The 13,876-nt window shown below is 60.6% G+C and carries 17 protein-coding genes; 15 read left to right on the top strand and 2 right to left on the bottom strand.

The features are described from left to right. Window positions 1-51: 51 nt before the first annotated feature. Entirely contained in the window at window positions 52-747 is a 696-nt protein-coding gene (gene flgA / locus RGV06_RS04040; protein WP_322149443.1) for a flagellar basal body P-ring formation chaperone FlgA, read from the bottom strand. A gap of 218 nt (window positions 748-965) precedes the next feature. Here flgA and RGV06_RS04035 point away from each other — a divergent pair, with 218 nt between their 5' ends. The 12 genes from RGV06_RS04035 to RGV06_RS03980 are packed head-to-tail and all read left to right on the top strand — an operon-like array spanning window position 966 to window position 11,495. Next, window positions 966-1,316: a flagellar basal body protein gene (locus tag RGV06_RS04035; protein WP_019825490.1), complete on the top strand. Its 351-nt coding sequence runs from the start codon at window positions 966-968 to the stop codon at window positions 1,314-1,316. 5 nt (window positions 1,317-1,321) lie between these two features. Next, a complete protein-coding gene (flgC, locus tag RGV06_RS04030; RefSeq protein ID WP_019825491.1) occupies window positions 1,322-1,750 on the top strand; it encodes a flagellar basal body rod protein FlgC in 429 nt (142 codons plus the stop codon). Then, the gene (locus RGV06_RS04025) at window positions 1,750-2,475 is read left to right on the top strand and encodes a flagellar hook capping FlgD N-terminal domain-containing protein (protein WP_048351452.1); all 726 of its coding nucleotides are present in this window, start codon (window positions 1,750-1,752) and stop codon (window positions 2,473-2,475) included. The genes flgC and RGV06_RS04025 overlap by 1 nt, the downstream gene beginning before the upstream one ends. Beyond that, window positions 2,472-3,659 (top strand): flagellar hook protein FlgE, encoded by a 1,188-nt coding sequence (gene flgE, locus RGV06_RS04020; RefSeq protein WP_322149442.1) that lies wholly within the window; start codon window positions 2,472-2,474, stop codon window positions 3,657-3,659. The genes RGV06_RS04025 and flgE overlap by 4 nt, the downstream gene beginning before the upstream one ends. A 9-nt stretch (window positions 3,660-3,668) precedes the next feature. Further along, complete coding sequence (locus RGV06_RS04015; protein ID WP_037032268.1) at window positions 3,669-4,397, top strand: flagellar basal body rod protein FlgF; 729 nt, start codon at window positions 3,669-3,671, stop codon at window positions 4,395-4,397. 20 nt (window positions 4,398-4,417) lie between these two features. Next, a complete protein-coding gene (flgG, locus tag RGV06_RS04010; protein ID WP_322149440.1) occupies window positions 4,418-5,203 on the top strand; it encodes a flagellar basal-body rod protein FlgG in 786 nt (261 codons plus the stop codon). A gap of 8 nt (window positions 5,204-5,211) precedes the next feature. Continuing rightward, window positions 5,212-5,874 (top strand): flagellar basal body L-ring protein FlgH, encoded by a 663-nt coding sequence (gene flgH / locus RGV06_RS04005; RefSeq protein ID WP_019825503.1) that lies wholly within the window; start codon window positions 5,212-5,214, stop codon window positions 5,872-5,874. 14 nt (window positions 5,875-5,888) lie between these two features. Beyond that, entirely contained in the window at window positions 5,889-6,992 is a 1,104-nt protein-coding gene (locus tag RGV06_RS04000) for a flagellar basal body P-ring protein FlgI (protein WP_019825504.1), read from the top strand. Between the two features lie 13 nt (window positions 6,993-7,005). Then, entirely contained in the window at window positions 7,006-8,124 is a 1,119-nt protein-coding gene (locus tag RGV06_RS03995; protein ID WP_322149439.1) for a lytic transglycosylase domain-containing protein, read from the top strand. Then, complete coding sequence (flgK, locus tag RGV06_RS03990; protein ID WP_048351450.1) at window positions 8,121-9,485, top strand: flagellar hook-associated protein FlgK; 1,365 nt, start codon at window positions 8,121-8,123, stop codon at window positions 9,483-9,485. The genes RGV06_RS03995 and flgK overlap by 4 nt, the downstream gene beginning before the upstream one ends. Before the next feature lie 36 nt (window positions 9,486-9,521). Beyond that, window positions 9,522-10,427 (top strand): flagellar hook-associated protein FlgL, encoded by a 906-nt coding sequence (gene flgL, locus RGV06_RS03985; RefSeq protein WP_019825507.1) that lies wholly within the window; start codon window positions 9,522-9,524, stop codon window positions 10,425-10,427. Window positions 10,428-10,448: 21 nt separating this feature from the next. Continuing rightward, a complete protein-coding gene (locus tag RGV06_RS03980; protein WP_322149438.1) occupies window positions 10,449-11,495 on the top strand; it encodes a hypothetical protein in 1,047 nt (348 codons plus the stop codon). Window positions 11,496-11,499: 4 nt separating this feature from the next. On the opposite strand, the gene RGV06_RS03975 is transcribed toward RGV06_RS03980, so the two are convergent. After that, window positions 11,500-12,321 carry a helix-turn-helix domain-containing protein gene (locus tag RGV06_RS03975; protein WP_322149437.1) on the bottom strand — a complete coding sequence of 274 codons (822 nt, stop codon included), beginning with the start codon at window positions 12,319-12,321 and terminating at the stop codon, window positions 11,500-11,502. 121 nt (window positions 12,322-12,442) lie between these two features. Between RGV06_RS03975 and RGV06_RS03970 the strand changes: the two genes are divergently transcribed. The 3 genes from RGV06_RS03970 (at window position 12,443) to RGV06_RS03960 (ending at window position 13,870) form a co-directional block, all read left to right on the top strand. Then, window positions 12,443-12,763 (top strand): hypothetical protein, encoded by a 321-nt coding sequence (locus tag RGV06_RS03970; protein WP_037032280.1) that lies wholly within the window; start codon window positions 12,443-12,445, stop codon window positions 12,761-12,763. A 91-nt stretch (window positions 12,764-12,854) separates the two neighbouring features. After that, a complete protein-coding gene (locus tag RGV06_RS03965; protein WP_019825513.1) occupies window positions 12,855-13,565 on the top strand; it encodes an AzlC family ABC transporter permease in 711 nt (236 codons plus the stop codon). Next, window positions 13,562-13,870: an AzlD family protein gene (locus tag RGV06_RS03960; protein WP_019825515.1), complete on the top strand. Its 309-nt coding sequence runs from the start codon at window positions 13,562-13,564 to the stop codon at window positions 13,868-13,870. The genes RGV06_RS03965 and RGV06_RS03960 overlap by 4 nt, the downstream gene beginning before the upstream one ends. Window positions 13,871-13,876 lie beyond the last annotated feature (6 nt).

Raw genomic sequence — 13,876 nt, 5'->3', positions numbered from 1 at the left:
TGACACTCAAAAGGCGACCGATGATTCGACACACTTAAATCCCTAGGCAAATTATTTTCCAGGCGGCTCAAAGGTGCTGCTGACCTTGCCGCTGCCGATCACCTTGGCCTCGATGATTTTACCGCTGGCGGTGTTCTTGACCCTGATCACCATGCCCAGGCGTCCGTCCTGCTGGGCCTCGCCCTGGGTGCTGGCATGAATGTCACCGTGGTTGGCAAGCACCGTCACGCGTTCGCCACGGCGGACCAGCCAGGGCGCAACCAGCATGTCCCGGGTCAGCACTTGCTGGCTGCGGGTGCGTCGCTTGGCGCTCAGGCCGACCACCTCATCCACCTTGTTGAAGAGCCCGGTGCTCTGGCGGGTCACCGGTACTTCCTGGTACCCGAGCATGGCCAGGGTGATGAGTTGCCCGCGCTCAATGATCTGCGCGGCGGCCACCGCCCGGATAAACACCGTGGCCTGGCTGGTGACGTCAACTGACCACTGAGGTGCAGCGCACGTGAGGGTCAGGCGCACGCGGCCATAGCCCCGCCAGTCATGCCCGCTGCTGTCTATCTGTAGTGGCTGCTCGCAGGGGGCGGTGGGCGCCCCTTCAGGCAGGGCAAAGACCTTGTGGGTCAAGCGCGGCGCTTGCCAGCCCTGGTCTGCGGTTTTGTCTATCAGCTGCAGGGTGAAGTACTGCCCCACGGCTTGATCGATTTGCCGGTCAAGGGCCTCGTCGGCCACCGCCGCGGAGCAGGCCAGCAACAGTAGGGCGCCGATGGGCGCGCAAGAGGAAATGCGCCTTCCTCCTGGTGCTCCCTTCGATGCCTGAAGCGGAAGCAAAGCGGCCGCTAACACTCTTCGTGTATTCATTTAATTTCTTTTAAATCAGCAAGTTAAACCTGTTTTTTGAAGTGGGCACGCTTCCTGCAATTACCTGCGGGCAAGAGGCATGACCTCAACTTCAATCAATGGTACAGGCAATGAGTATAAGGATAGATGACGCGCTCGGTGTGCATACGCGTGCGCTCGGGCTGCATATGAAACGCACCGAAATTCTGGCCGCCAACCTGGCCAACGAAGACACCCCGGGGTTCAAGGCCCGGGATCTGGACTTCGCCGCAGAAATGGGCCGCAACGCGTCATCTTCCGGTCTGAGCACGCAGGCCCGCCTGCAATACCGCGTACCGGCGCAGTCAGCACAAGACGGCAACACCGTGGAGTTGAGTGTGGAGCAGGCCGCCTTCGCCAAAAGCACGTCGGACTACCAGACCAGCCTGACCTTTCTCAACATGAAATTTCGAGGCCTCAAACAGGCCATCGAAGGACGCTGAACACTATGGCTTTTGACTCCATTTACCAGATTGCCGGCTCTGCGATGAATGCCCAGACCGTGCGCCTGAACACCGTGGCCAGCAACCTGGCCAACGTGGATTCCGCTGCAGGCGCCGCCAAGGATGTTTATCAGGCTCGCAAGCCGGTATTCGCCGCAGTTTACGAAAACAACCAGTTGAGCCGAGGCGTCGGCATGGGCGGCGCCCACGTGCAGGTCATGGATGTGGTGACGGCGGGGCGCGAAGCGAAAACGCGTCACGAACCCGACCATCCCTTGGCTGATCGCGCCGGCAATGTGTACTACCCGGACATCAGCGAAATCGAAGAAATGACCGACATGATGTCCGCCACCCGCAGTTTTGAAACCGGGGTGGAAGTGCTCAACCGTATCAAGAGCATGCAGCAAGGCCTGCTGAAATTGGGAGAAGCCTGATGAGTACAGTCAACAATGACAACGTCACCCCGGGGGGGGGCGGTCAGCAAGGCCCCAAATCCAACGGTGCCGAAATGCAGAACACCTTCATTCAGTTGATGGTTGCGCAAATCAAGAACCAGGACCCCACCAAACCGGTGGACAGCAGCGAGTTCCTTAGCCAGTTCGCCACCATGTCCCAGGTACAAAGCCTGGAAAAAATGTCGGCACTGACTGAAAACAACATGGTGCTACTGGAAAACCTGCAGTACCTGAGCGCCTCCACGCTGGTGGGGCAGGTGGTCAAGGTGGCGGTTGATGAACTGAACATCACCGACAAACCGATCCAGGGTGAGGTGGAACTGGAGCACAGCGCTTCGGATCTGGTGGTAGTGCTCACCGATGCCAACGGCGTGAAGACCGAAATTCCACTGCCACCCAGTGAGCCTGGCCGTGTCGGTTTCGAAATCGACCCGCAGGCGCTGGGGCTCAAACCGGGCAAATACGATATCGAGGTCAAATCCAGCAGCGGTGAAAGCCTGAGGGTTGAAGTCAAGGGCAAGGTCAGCAGCGTGCGCCTTGGGGGTGACGGGCCGGTGCTCGCCATTGAGGGCGTGGGGGATGTGCCGTTCTACAAGATCACCGAGTTCAGTGAACCCACGCCGTTAACCAGCTTCCTGCCACGCAGTGGTTCCAACCCGTTCCAGCGCTCTCTCAGTCAATTTGCACAAGGCCAACGTTCATGAGTTTCAACATTGCCCTGACCGGCCTCAATGCCGTGTCCCAGCAACTCAACAGCATCAGTAACAACATTGCCAACTCCGGCACCGTGGGCTTCAAGTCATCGCGTACCGAGTTTGGCAGCCTGTACTCCGGCACCCAGGCGATGGGCGTCGGGGTACTGGGCCAGACCCAAAGCATGGGCCTGGGCGGCTCGCACTTTGCGACAGGCAACAACTTGAACCTGGCGATCTCCGAAAGCGGTTTTTTCGTAACCCGCAGCTCAAGCGGTGATATCAACTACACCCGCGCCGGTGCCTTTGGCAAAGACCGCGACAACTATCTGGTGGATGCCAGCGGGCAATTTTTGCAAGGTTACCCAGTCGATGCTGCGGGCAATCTGCAGGTCGGTGTGGTGGGCGATCTGCGCCTGCAAAACGGCAATCTGGGGGCCAAGGCCACGGACAAAATCGATTTTGCCGTCAATCTGGACGCCAACAAGGACGTGGTCACAGTCACGCCGTTCGACCCGACCAACCTCAACAGCTACACCAGCACTCAAACCACGCCGGTGTACGACTCCCAGGGCAAACAGCATTCGCTGACGCAGTATTTCGTCAAGACCGGGGACAACACCTGGGAGGTCCATTACTACGTTGGCAACACTGAGGTGGGCGGCCCCGAGCCGATGACCTTCGATACCAGGGGCCAACTGAGCACCCCGGTGGGGCCGGTCAATATCAACTTCGCGCTGCCGGGCGTGGATGCCATGAACATCAATATCGACTACACCCGCAGCACCCAGAGTGCCTCGGATTTCGTGGTGGCCACCAACAATCCGAACGGTTATCCCGCAGGTGAAAACACCGGTGTCACCGTAGAGAAGGATGGCAAGGTCTATGCCACCTACAGCAACGGTGAGCGGATGCTGCAAGGCCAGGTGGTGTTGGCCAACTTCATCAACCCCAACGGCCTGAAAAACGAAAACGCCACGCGCTGGAGCGCTACGGGCGAGTCGGGCAACCCGTTGATAGGCACCCCGGGCACCGGCCTGTTTGGCGACCTGACGGCGGGGGCGCTGGAGAACTCCAACGTCGATATGACCCAGCAACTGGTCGGCCTGATGGAAGGCCAGCGTAACTACCAGGCCAACAGCAAGGTGTTGTCGACCAACAAAGAGCTGACCCAAGTGCTCTTCAACTCCATTTGAGGCTGACCCATGGATCGTTTGGGATACACGGCAATGACCGCCGCCAGCCGCACGATGACTGCCCTGGCCGTGCGCTCCAATAACCTGGCCAACGTCAACACCCCGGGCTTTCGCAGTGATCTGGAACAGTCCGTCAGTGTGCCGGTGCAAGGTTATGGCTACGACAGCCGCCATCTGGCAATGGCCCAGAGCAATGGCGTGAACCTGGCAGCTGGCGCGCTCATGGCCACCGGCCGGGACATGGATTTTGCGATCAAGGGCCCGGGCCTGATCGCGGTACAGGGGCAGGACGGCGAAGCCTATACCCGTCACGGCAGCTTGCAGGTGGACGCCGACATGCAACTGACCATCAATGGCCGTGCGGTACTGGGCGAGGGCGGGCCGATCGTGCTGCCCCAGTTCGACTCCATCCGTATTGCCAACGACGGACGTATTTCCGTGTTGCCCCGGGGTGAGCCGCAGATGGTCGAAGTCGACCAGATCAAGCTGGTGGATGTGCCCGCGGCCCAACTGAGCAAGGACAACGCCGGGCTGCTGGTAACCCGCGATGGCATGCCTGCAGCCACCGACGAGAACGTGCAACTGGCTTCGGGTTTTCTGGAAGCCAGCAACGTCTCGGCCATTGATGAACTGGTGGGCACCATGAGCCTGAGCCGGTTGTTCGAGACCCAGGTAAAGATGATGAAAGCCGCCGAGGATTTGTCCACGGCGGGTAACAGCTTGATTCGCGCCAATTGATGGCCGACAGGAATTAACACATGAGCTCCGCACTCTGGATCAGCAAGACCGGCCTCGCCGCGCAAGACAAGGCGATGGCCACCGTGGCCAACAACCTGGCCAACGTCAACACCGTGGGTTTCAAAAGCGACCGCGTGGTGTTCGAGGATTTGTTCTACAGCATCGAAGTCCCGCCTGGTGCCCAGGCCGATGAAGTCAATACCGTGCCTTCTGGCATTCAACTGGGCAGCGGCGTGCGGGTGGTGGGCACGCAAAAAGTCTTTACCGAAGGCAATATCCAGACCACCGGCCAGCCGATGGACCTTGCCATCAGTGGGCCGGGCTTCTTCCAGATAGAAGGCCCCAACGGTGAGACGTACTACACCGAAAGCGGGCAATTGCAGCTCAATGCCGAAGGCATGCTGGTCAACACCCAGGGCTTGCCGCTGACCCCGGCGATCCAACTGCCCGTAGGGCACAAGAACTTTATGGTGGGCACCGACGGTATTGTCACAGCGGTATTGCCGGGCGGCACCGAGCCGGTGCAGCTGGGGCAGATCACCCTGGTCAACTTTGCCAACCCGTCAGGCTTGCAGGCCCTGGGCGGCAATCTGTATCAGGAAACCGTCGCCAGCGGTGTGCCGGTTGAAGATGTTGCCGGTCAGGACGGCCTGGGTGTGCTCAAGCAGGGCCAACTGGAAGGGTCCAACGTCGAAGTGGTGGAAGCCATGGTCTCGATGATGGCCATCCAGCGTGCCTATGAAGCCAATGCCAAGGTACTGGACGCCTCGTCCGGTATGTTGCAGTTCCTCAACCAGACCGTCTGAGCAGGATTATGCGTATTTTCATCCTGTTCTCTCTGCTGTTGGTGCTCGGCGGTTGCCAGAGCTTCAACGAAATCCTGCCTGACGAGGATTCCAGTGCTTTTGAACCGCCGCCGCTGGATTACAGCGTTCCACCGACCAGCAGTGGCGGGCTGTACCGTTCGGGTTTCGGCGGCTCGCTGTACCAGGACAAACGTGCGGTACGGGTGGGGGATATTCTGACCATCGTGCTCGATGAGTCGACCCAGTCGAGCAAAAGTGCCGGCACCAGCTTTGGCAAAAAATCCGGCGTGGGCATTGATGTGCCGACCATTCTGGGCAAGGCCTATCCCAACCTGGAAACCAAGCTGGGTGCGGGGCGTGACTTTTCCGGTTCCTCCAACAGTTCGCAGCAGAACACCCTGCGAGGCTCGATTGCGGTAACGGTGCACAAGGTGCTGCCCAACGGCACCTTGCTGGTCAAGGGCGAGAAGGCGCTGCGCCTCAATCAGGGCGACGAATTCATCCGTCTGGCCGGACTGGTGCGCATGGACGATATCAACCGCTACAACCAGGTGTCGTCCCAAAGTGTGGCCAACGCCCGTATCTCCTATGCCGGGCGAGGCGTGCTGAACGACAGCAACTCGGCAGGCTGGCTGACGCGCTTCTTTGCCAGCCCCTTGTTTCCGATGTGAGTGGACAGTTTTTTATGCGAAGCATTTTATACAGTGGGCTGGCGGCGCTGGCCCTGTTGCTGGGCATGCCAGCACACACGGCGCCCTTGATGGATCTGGTGGATATTGAAGGGATCCGCTCCAACCAGGTGATTGGCTATGGCCTGGTGGTGGGGCTGGACGGCAGCGGCGACAAGAATCAGGTCAAGTTCACCAACCAGTCAGTGGCCAACCTGATCAAGCAGTTCGGCATCAACCTGCCGCCCAATGTCGATCCCAAGCTCAAAAACGTGGCCGCAGTGACCGTCACCGCGAGCATTCCGGCATCGTACAGTCCCGGGCAGTCCCTGGACGTGACGGTCTCGTCCCTGGGCGATGCGAAAAGCCTGCGCGGCGGTCAACTGTTGCTGACCCCGCTGATGGGGGTGGACGGCGAAGTCTATGCACTGGCCCAGGGCGCCGTGGTGGTGGGCGGGGTCAAGGCTTCGGGGCGCAGTGGCTCCAGTGTGTCGGTCAACAGCTCCAACTCGGGCCTGATCCCTAACGGGGCGACGGTCGAGCGGATGATCCCCAGCGATTTCAACGAACGCAGCGATGTGATGCTCAACCTGCGCAAACCCAGCTTCCAGACGGCCAGCCGGGTTGCCGAAGCGGTCAACGCACGTTTTGGCGCCGGCAGCGCCACGGCCCTGAATGGCACCAAGGTGTCGGTCACGGCGCCGATTGCTACCAGCCAGCGCGTCAGCTACATGGCCATCCTTGAATCCCTGGACGTGCAGGAAGGCAGAACCCGGCCCAAGGTGGTGTTCAACAGCCGCACCGGCACCGTGGTGGTGGGGCAAGGGGTGCGGGTCAAGGCGGCGGCGGTGGCTCACGGCACCTTGACCGTGACCATCAGCGAAACCCCGCAAGTCAGCCAGCCGGGCGCGTTTTCGGGCGGGCAGACCGCCGTTGTCCCGCGCTCCGACATTGATGTCAGCCAGCAGCGCAACCCCATGTTCGCCTGGCCCGACGGTGCCGACCTGGACAGCATCATCAAGACGGTGAACAGCCTCGGGGCGACGCCGGATGATGTGATGAGCATATTGCAGGCACTGGAACAGGCCGGTGCCCTGAACGCTGAATTGATCGTGATTTAAGGCCCTTTTCACCATGAGCATTACCCAAATTTCGCAACACCGAAAATCGGGGCAGGAGTCTTCTGCCGATGTGGCCGTCCCACGCCAGGCACGTCTTGAAAATGTGGCGGAGCAGTTCGAGGCCATGTTCTTGCAGCTGATCCTCAAGCAAATGCGCAAGGCGGGCGATGTGTTGTCCGAGGGCAGCCCATTGCGCAGCCGCCAGGGCGACACCTTGCGTGAGTTCCACGACGAAGCGCTGGCCGAAAAGCTGGCCGGCCATCGCAAAACCGGGATTGCCGACATGCTGGTCAAGCAGCTGTCTCCGGGCATGCCGTCCACATCCCCCGCGGCCCCGGCCCAGAGCGGGCAATGTGGCGCGCCTGTGGCACCGGCTGGCCTGATGGCAGCCAACAAGGCGCTGACCCATGTGCGGGCAGCCCACCATGATTTGCCGTCTGCTGCCCCGAAACCACAGATGGTCGACAGCTTGCTGGCACCCATCGTCAACACCTGGCAGCGCGGTATCGACAGCCTTGGCAAGGGGGCTGCCGGGTTGGTGGCGCTGGTGGAAAAAGTCATTCAGCACGAGTCGGGCGGGCGGGTTGCGGTGGTCTCGCCCAAGGGCGCCCGTGGCTTGATGCAACTGATGCCGGGAACGGCCCGGGAAATGGCCCAGGAGTTGAACCTGCACTACAGCGAGCAGCGCCTGACCCGTGATGGCGAGTACAACAAGCAATTGGGTACGGCGTATCTGGACAAACTGCTCAAGCGCTATGACGGCGCTACGGCGCTGGCGGTGGCGGCGTACAACGCCGGGCCCGGGCGTGTGGATGAGTGGCTCAAGAGCAATGGCGACCCGCGCAAGGGCACGATCAGTGTCAGTCAGTGGGTCGAGCGTATTCCATTCAAAGAAACCCGCAACTACACCCGTTCGATTCTGGCCGACCTTGGCCAGACCGGTGTGTCGCCGAGGGCGCCGTCTGCTACTTCGCGCAGCGGGCCTATTGATGACCTGGTATTTAAGCCGGGCGCCGTTCCGGTCGCCTCAAGCACACAGGACCTCACTTCCACCGTCAGCCGTGCAGCCGAACTTCGTTCACCGGCCTTTGCCCAGAACATGCGGGTTGCGCGCAAGGAGATTGAAACATGAGCCTCATGGGCCAGATCGGATATTCCGGAGTATCGGCGGCGCAAGTCGCCCTGAACGCGGCAGCGCAGAACATTGCCAACATCCGCACCCCGGGCTACAGCCGCTTGACCGTCCAGACGGGTTCGGTCGGCGGGCAGGGCCAGGAGGTGGGTGGCGGGGTCAACGTGATCGGCGTCAAGCGCATAAGCGACAACTTCAAGACTCAGCAGCTGTGGCGTGCCACCACCGACATGAACTACTACCAGGCCGGTCAGGACTACTTCAGCTCGCTTGAAGGCGTGATGTCGGGCGAGGGCTCCAACCTGAGTACCGGGCTCAACAACTTTTATGCCGCCCTGAGCGCCGCTAGCAGCAGCCCCGGCGATATCCCGTTGCGCCAGCAGATCCTGTCCGAGATGAAAAATCTCACCCAGCGCTTCAACGGGCTCAACAGCACTATCGACAATCAGCTCAAGGCCCTGCATGAGCAACGCTCGGCGATGGGCACCGAAATCAACGGCCTGAGCAATAACCTGGCGCTGCTCAACCAGAAAATCGTGCAGGCCGAATCCACCGGCGCCGACAGTTCTGCACTGCGTGATCACCGCGAATCCCTGGTGGGCGAGCTGAGCAAGTACGCAGATGTGCGTGTCAGCGAAAGCAGCGACGGCTCCCTGACCGTCTCCTTCGCCAACGGCCAGCCGCTGGTCAGCGGCAAAACCGCGGGCCAGTTGTCGATCACCCTCAACGCTGCGGGTGAACAGGAAGTGGCGCTGAATTTTTCTGGTACCCGTTTCCCGTTGCGTCAGGACACCCTGGGCGGCGCGTTCGGCGGGCTCTACAACGCCGAGTACAACAACTTGCTGCCGGCCCGTGAAAGCCTCAAGGAAATGGCCGGGGCGCTGGCTACCCTGGTCAATGACACCCTTGCGACCGGTTTTGACCTCAATGGCAACCCGGGCAACCCGCTGCTGACGTTCGACCCCAACAGCAGCAACGGCCTGCTGCAAATGAATAACGTCAAGCCCGAGGAACTGGCGCTGTCTGGCGTTGCGGGCGAGAGCGGCAACAACCAGGTGCTGCTGGACCTGATCGAACTGAAAAACACCAAGGTCACAGTGGGCGGCAACTCGGTGACCTTGAGCGAAGCCTACAGCGGCATGCTGGGGGATGTGGCCAGTGCCAGCCGACAGAACCAGGCCGACCTCAAGTCCGCTATCACCGTCACCGAGCAGGCCCAGAGCCAGCGCGACAGCGTGAGTGCGGTGAGTGATACCGAGGAAGCCCAGGCAGTGATGGATTACAACAAGGCCCTGCAGGCCAATATGAAGGTCATTCAGACCGCCAACAGTATTTTCGACACCATTCTGGCGGCTGTTTGAAGCCCGGCACCCCGACTTGAGTAAAGGCCCACGACCATGCGAGTGACCAACGTACAAACCTCTGCCCTGATGCACGCCAACATGAACCGCAACGCCGAGGCGATTGGCAAGTTGCAGGCGCAAATCGGCAGCGGCCTGCGCATCCAGAGGCCCTCGGACGACCCGATTGCCAACGCCCGACTGATGCGCATCGAACGCGAGCAGGCCAGCCTGGGGCAATACAACCTCAATATCGGCCGGGTATCGGACAACCTGATGGTGCAGGAGACCTATTTGAAGTCCGGCTCCGACGCCATGCTCAGCGTGCGCGATCTGCTGCTGTGGGCGGGTAACGACAGCAACAGCGGCGAGGATCTCTCGGCTATCGCCGATGAAATGTCGAGCCTGGAACACAGCATCATGAGTTACTTCAACGCCAAGGATGAAGCGGGCAACTACATGTTTTCCGGCACGCTCAGCGACACCCAGGCGGTGACCTTTGACCCGGCCAGCGGCATCTATAGCGTCACTGGCAACGACCAGCACCGTCAGGCGGTCGTGGGCAATGGCGTGATGATCGATGACAACGTGACGGCCAGGGAAATACTGGGCCCCAATGCCGACCTGCTGAACACTCTGCACAGCCTGGTCGACAGCCTCAAGACCGCGCCCAACGACCCGGCCACCCGCCAACAACTCAAGGACACGCTGGACACCCTGGACCAGACCCACGGCCGCGTGCTCGGCGGGCTGACCGAACTGGGCGGGCGCCAGAACACCCTGACCCTGCTGGGCAACGGCAACGCCGATGTGTCGCTGGCCAACCAGAAAGTCCAGGGCGATCTGTCGCAGCTGGACCTGGGCGCTGCATTCCTGCAGGTCAGTGGCTACGAGCTTTCAATGCAGGCCAGCCAGAAGGTCTACACCCGCGTGGCCGCCATTTCCTTGTTTGACCTGATGTAACCCAGAACCGGAACACCCGACATGAAAGTTGTAAACGAACGCACGGCCATTGCCTCTTATGACTTGGGCATGCGCACTCAGGCCCAGCAGCGCGATAGCGTGCCCCAGCAACGTGTGCGCAATGCCAAGCCGCCCGAATTGGCCAGCGTGCAGCGCCAGCCGGGGAAAATGGCCGGGCTGAGCCTGCAGTTGAACCAGCAGTCTTCTTCGATTCAGACCGCGCATCTGTACCTGACCCAGGTGACCGAACACCTGAGCAGTTTCAAGCGCGATCTTGGCCGCAGCCTTAATGGCCCGGCCAAGAGCGGACTGGATGGCGAAACCCTGTCCCGTTCAGTCAAGCGCCTCAACGACCTGCTGGAGAACCGCAGCCGGTTATCGGCCTCCAGTGTCGATGCCCAGTTGGGCCTTAACCTGGACCAGCCGCTGCGCAGCCGTTTCAGCATTCAGCGGCTGGAATCGCTGAACGCCGTGCAGGCCTCGGGCAGTGAAACCCTGCTGTTCAGTGCCGGACGGCACATGCCGGGTCCGATTGCCGTGGTGCTGGACGATGACATGAACGAGCGCCAGATCCTGCGCCGCTTCAACACCAGCCTGGCCCAGGCCGGGCTGCATGCCGAGGTCAACGACGAAGCGAAATTGCGTTTCTCGGCCACCGAGTCGCAATGGGGCAAGCTCAAGGGCCAGATGTCGATCCAGGGTGAAGACAAACTCTTCGCCCGGGCCAGTTTTACCCCGGTGCACAGCAAGGAGGAAAACCTGCTGGGCGCACCCTTGATTGCGCCCAAAGGTACGGGCCGGGCCGAGCTGCGACAGTTGATGGCCACGGTGGACAAAGGGCTGGTGCGGGTCAACGGGGTGATTGAGCAACTCAACCAGCGCCAGGGGCATGTCAGGGAGCAGATCGGTCGCCACGAAAGCAAGGACGAAAAGCGCTGGGCCCACGACTTTGCCGGTCGTGTGTTCGAGCGCGAAGGGGGGCAGGGCAGTGACTACCTGAAAGTGGCGCAACTGGTGCAATGCCAGGCCAATGTGTCGCGGCACCGGGTGGTCGGGTTGATGGGCTGAGCCTCTAGCCAGGAGGCTGCTCAAGCAGTGAGCGGGCGTATGCGGCCGTCATGGTCTGCCAGGTTTTTGGATCGGCAGGAATCAGATGCTCGATGCGCAAAGACGTCACCGTGATGTCGAGCGGCATGCCGAATGTGGTGAACGTTGACATGAAATTCAGCTCGCCGTGGGGGGAGCGGATACGGGTCAACACCAGCGGTGGCAGCTCATTGCTCACGGCTGAGCAGGACGGCGGGGCATCGAGGTTTTGCAGCAGTTCGGCCAGGAGCGGGTTGTCCAGCGCCTCGCGGATTGCCCGTTGCCAGGCAATGCTGCGGATTTGCTCGGGGTTGATCAAGTGGTCGCCGAGGCCGCCGGGTTGCAGCAGGGTGGTCAGCAGATTCAAGCCCTGCGTAGCGTCGGTAGGCAGCCCCAGCAGATCGAACAGCACTTGGGTGCTGGCATTGGCTGCCAGCACTTCCCAGTGGCTGCCCAGCACAATCGCCGGAGCAGGATTATTGGCGTGCAGCACATGGGTGATGGCGTCGCGCACGGCGTCCATTGCCGGGGAGGACAGCGGGGTGGTTTCGTAGCGAGGTGCGTAACCGGACGCCAGGAACAGGCTGTTGCACTGCTCCAGCGGGACCTCCAGGGCCATCAGCAAGTTGTGCAGAGTGCCGGGGCCGGGGCGGGCCCGTCCGGTTTCAATGCAACTCAAATGGCGCTGGGAAATGCCCGTGATCAAGGCCAGCTCCAGCTGGCTCAACCTGGCTTGACGACGAAGCAAACGTAACTGCGGGCCGGCGGTTGTCGGGGCAGTGGTGCGAGGAAAGGATTGGCTGTTCATGCGTCAACTCTGGCACTGGTAAAGGTCTGAGTCCATGACCTGCGAGGTCATTGCGGGTGAGGCAAAAGTATCACTAACGTGGCTGCACACCTTATCGCCCACTGTTATCCCGGAAAACCACATGAACAGACCTTATTTGGCACTCGCCACTTTACTGGGCTTCTCTGCCTACACGGCCTACACGATGTGGCAGGCGGATCAGTCCCTTGTCGAGTTCGGTCTGGGGCTGATGTCTAGCCCTGACACGGCTCAGGTGGTGATTGATCTTTATGTGCTCGCGGCCCTGGCCTGTGTCTGGATGTACCGGGATGCACGCGCCAAAGGGCGATCGTTGGGGGCTGTGCTGCCTTACATGGTGGTGACGGCCGTTTTCGTGTCCGTGGGGCCACTGCTGTACATCGTGGTTAACGGGTTTCGCCCGGCCATTGAGAAACGAATGTAGCTTTTAACACTTAAGCCTTGTCTGGATTAAATTTAAACCCGCAGAATGCTGGCATAACAAAAGCATGCAGTGGAACAGATGAGGTGACGTTTTGTTGAGTGGTGATAAAAGCTCGGTCGAGCTGAATTGGAATGAAGTCTGGGGAGGCTTCAAACAGCTATTGCCCATTTCTCTGTTTGTGGTGGTCTTTGGCGTTGCGTTTGGTCTTGCTGCCGCGCAGACAGGGCTGGACGACAGCGCGAGCCTGCTCATGAGCGCCCTCGTGTTTGCCGGTGCCTCGCAGTTCGCGGCACTGGACCTGTGGGGTGCGCAGGTGCCCGTTGTGCCATTGATCGTGACGGTGTTTGCGATCAATGCGCGGCACCTTTTGATGGGGGCGACCTTGTATCCCTGGCTGCGCGAGCTTCCCACCGCCAAGCGTTACGGCGTGATGCTGGTGATCTCGGACGCCAACTGGGCGATGTCGATGCAGGCATTCAACAGCGGCAAGTCAGGCATAGGCCTGATTCTGGGCGGCGGTATTGCCCTGTGGGCGGCATGGGTGCTGGGCAGTTGGCTGGGCGTGTACTTTGGCAGTGATATCAAGGACCCGGTCAGTCTGGGTCTGGACATGGTGATGGGCTGCTTTCTGCTGGCCATGGTGGTCGGAGGGCAAAAGAACCTGCGCATGCTGGTCATCTGGAGTGTGGCAGCCGCCTCGTCACTGCTGGCGCACAGGTACTTGCCTGAAAATAGCCATGTGGTGGTCGGGGCTCTGGCGGGTGGCGTTCTTGGCGCTGTGTGGATGGAGAAGAAAAAGTGAGCATTGATAGCGCAGGTTACGGCACATTCATCATCATTTTGATCATGGCCGTGGTCACTTTGGTCACGCGCCTGGGGGGCGTTTTCGTGATGTCCTTCGTCCCCATCAACTACCGTGTGCAGCAGTTTATCAGCGCCATGTCGGGCTCAGTGTTGGTCGCGCTGCTGGCGCCGCTGGCACTTAACGGTGACAACGGCGCACGACTTGCCTTGCTCACCACTGGAGTGGTGATGCTGGTGCTCAAGAAACCACTGCCCGCAATTGCGGCGGGCGTTGTAGCAGCGGCAGTGTTCAGGCATCTCTGAAGGCCG

Origin of the sequence: Pseudomonas sp. CCI3.1, from assembly GCF_034313985.1 — a bacterium.
In the GTDB taxonomy this organism is placed as follows: Bacteria; Pseudomonadota; Gammaproteobacteria; order Pseudomonadales; family Pseudomonadaceae; genus Aquipseudomonas; species Aquipseudomonas psychrophila.
The sequence above is the reverse complement of the archived record's forward strand: the minus strand, read 5'-3'. Positions and strand labels throughout refer to the sequence as shown.

What these genes read in the sequence shown, in the direction of transcription:
- flgE (WP_322149442.1), top strand. Translation starts at nt 2,472, where the DNA reads ATGAGTTTCAACATTGCCCTGACCGGCCTCAATGCCGTGTCCCAGCAA.
- flgC (WP_019825491.1), top strand. Translation starts at nt 1,322, where the DNA reads ATGGCTTTTGACTCCATTTACCAGATTGCCGGCTCTGCGATGAATGCC.
- RGV06_RS04000 (WP_019825504.1), top strand. Translation starts at nt 5,889, where the DNA reads ATGCGAAGCATTTTATACAGTGGGCTGGCGGCGCTGGCCCTGTTGCTG.
- RGV06_RS04025 (WP_048351452.1), top strand. Translation starts at nt 1,750, where the DNA reads ATGAGTACAGTCAACAATGACAACGTCACCCCGGGGGGGGGCGGTCAG.
- RGV06_RS03995 (WP_322149439.1), top strand. Translation starts at nt 7,006, where the DNA reads ATGAGCATTACCCAAATTTCGCAACACCGAAAATCGGGGCAGGAGTCT.
- RGV06_RS04035 (WP_019825490.1), top strand. Translation starts at nt 966, where the DNA reads ATGAGTATAAGGATAGATGACGCGCTCGGTGTGCATACGCGTGCGCTC.
- flgH (WP_019825503.1), top strand. Translation starts at nt 5,212, where the DNA reads ATGCGTATTTTCATCCTGTTCTCTCTGCTGTTGGTGCTCGGCGGTTGC.
- RGV06_RS03975 (WP_322149437.1), bottom strand. Translation starts at nt 12,321, where the DNA reads ATGAACAGCCAATCCTTTCCTCGCACCACTGCCCCGACAACCGCCGGC.
- flgG (WP_322149440.1), top strand. Translation starts at nt 4,418, where the DNA reads ATGAGCTCCGCACTCTGGATCAGCAAGACCGGCCTCGCCGCGCAAGAC.
- flgK (WP_048351450.1), top strand. Translation starts at nt 8,121, where the DNA reads ATGAGCCTCATGGGCCAGATCGGATATTCCGGAGTATCGGCGGCGCAA.
- RGV06_RS04015 (WP_037032268.1), top strand. Translation starts at nt 3,669, where the DNA reads ATGGATCGTTTGGGATACACGGCAATGACCGCCGCCAGCCGCACGATG.
- flgL (WP_019825507.1), top strand. Translation starts at nt 9,522, where the DNA reads ATGCGAGTGACCAACGTACAAACCTCTGCCCTGATGCACGCCAACATG.
- RGV06_RS03970 (WP_037032280.1), top strand. Translation starts at nt 12,443, where the DNA reads ATGAACAGACCTTATTTGGCACTCGCCACTTTACTGGGCTTCTCTGCC.
- RGV06_RS03980 (WP_322149438.1), top strand. Translation starts at nt 10,449, where the DNA reads ATGAAAGTTGTAAACGAACGCACGGCCATTGCCTCTTATGACTTGGGC.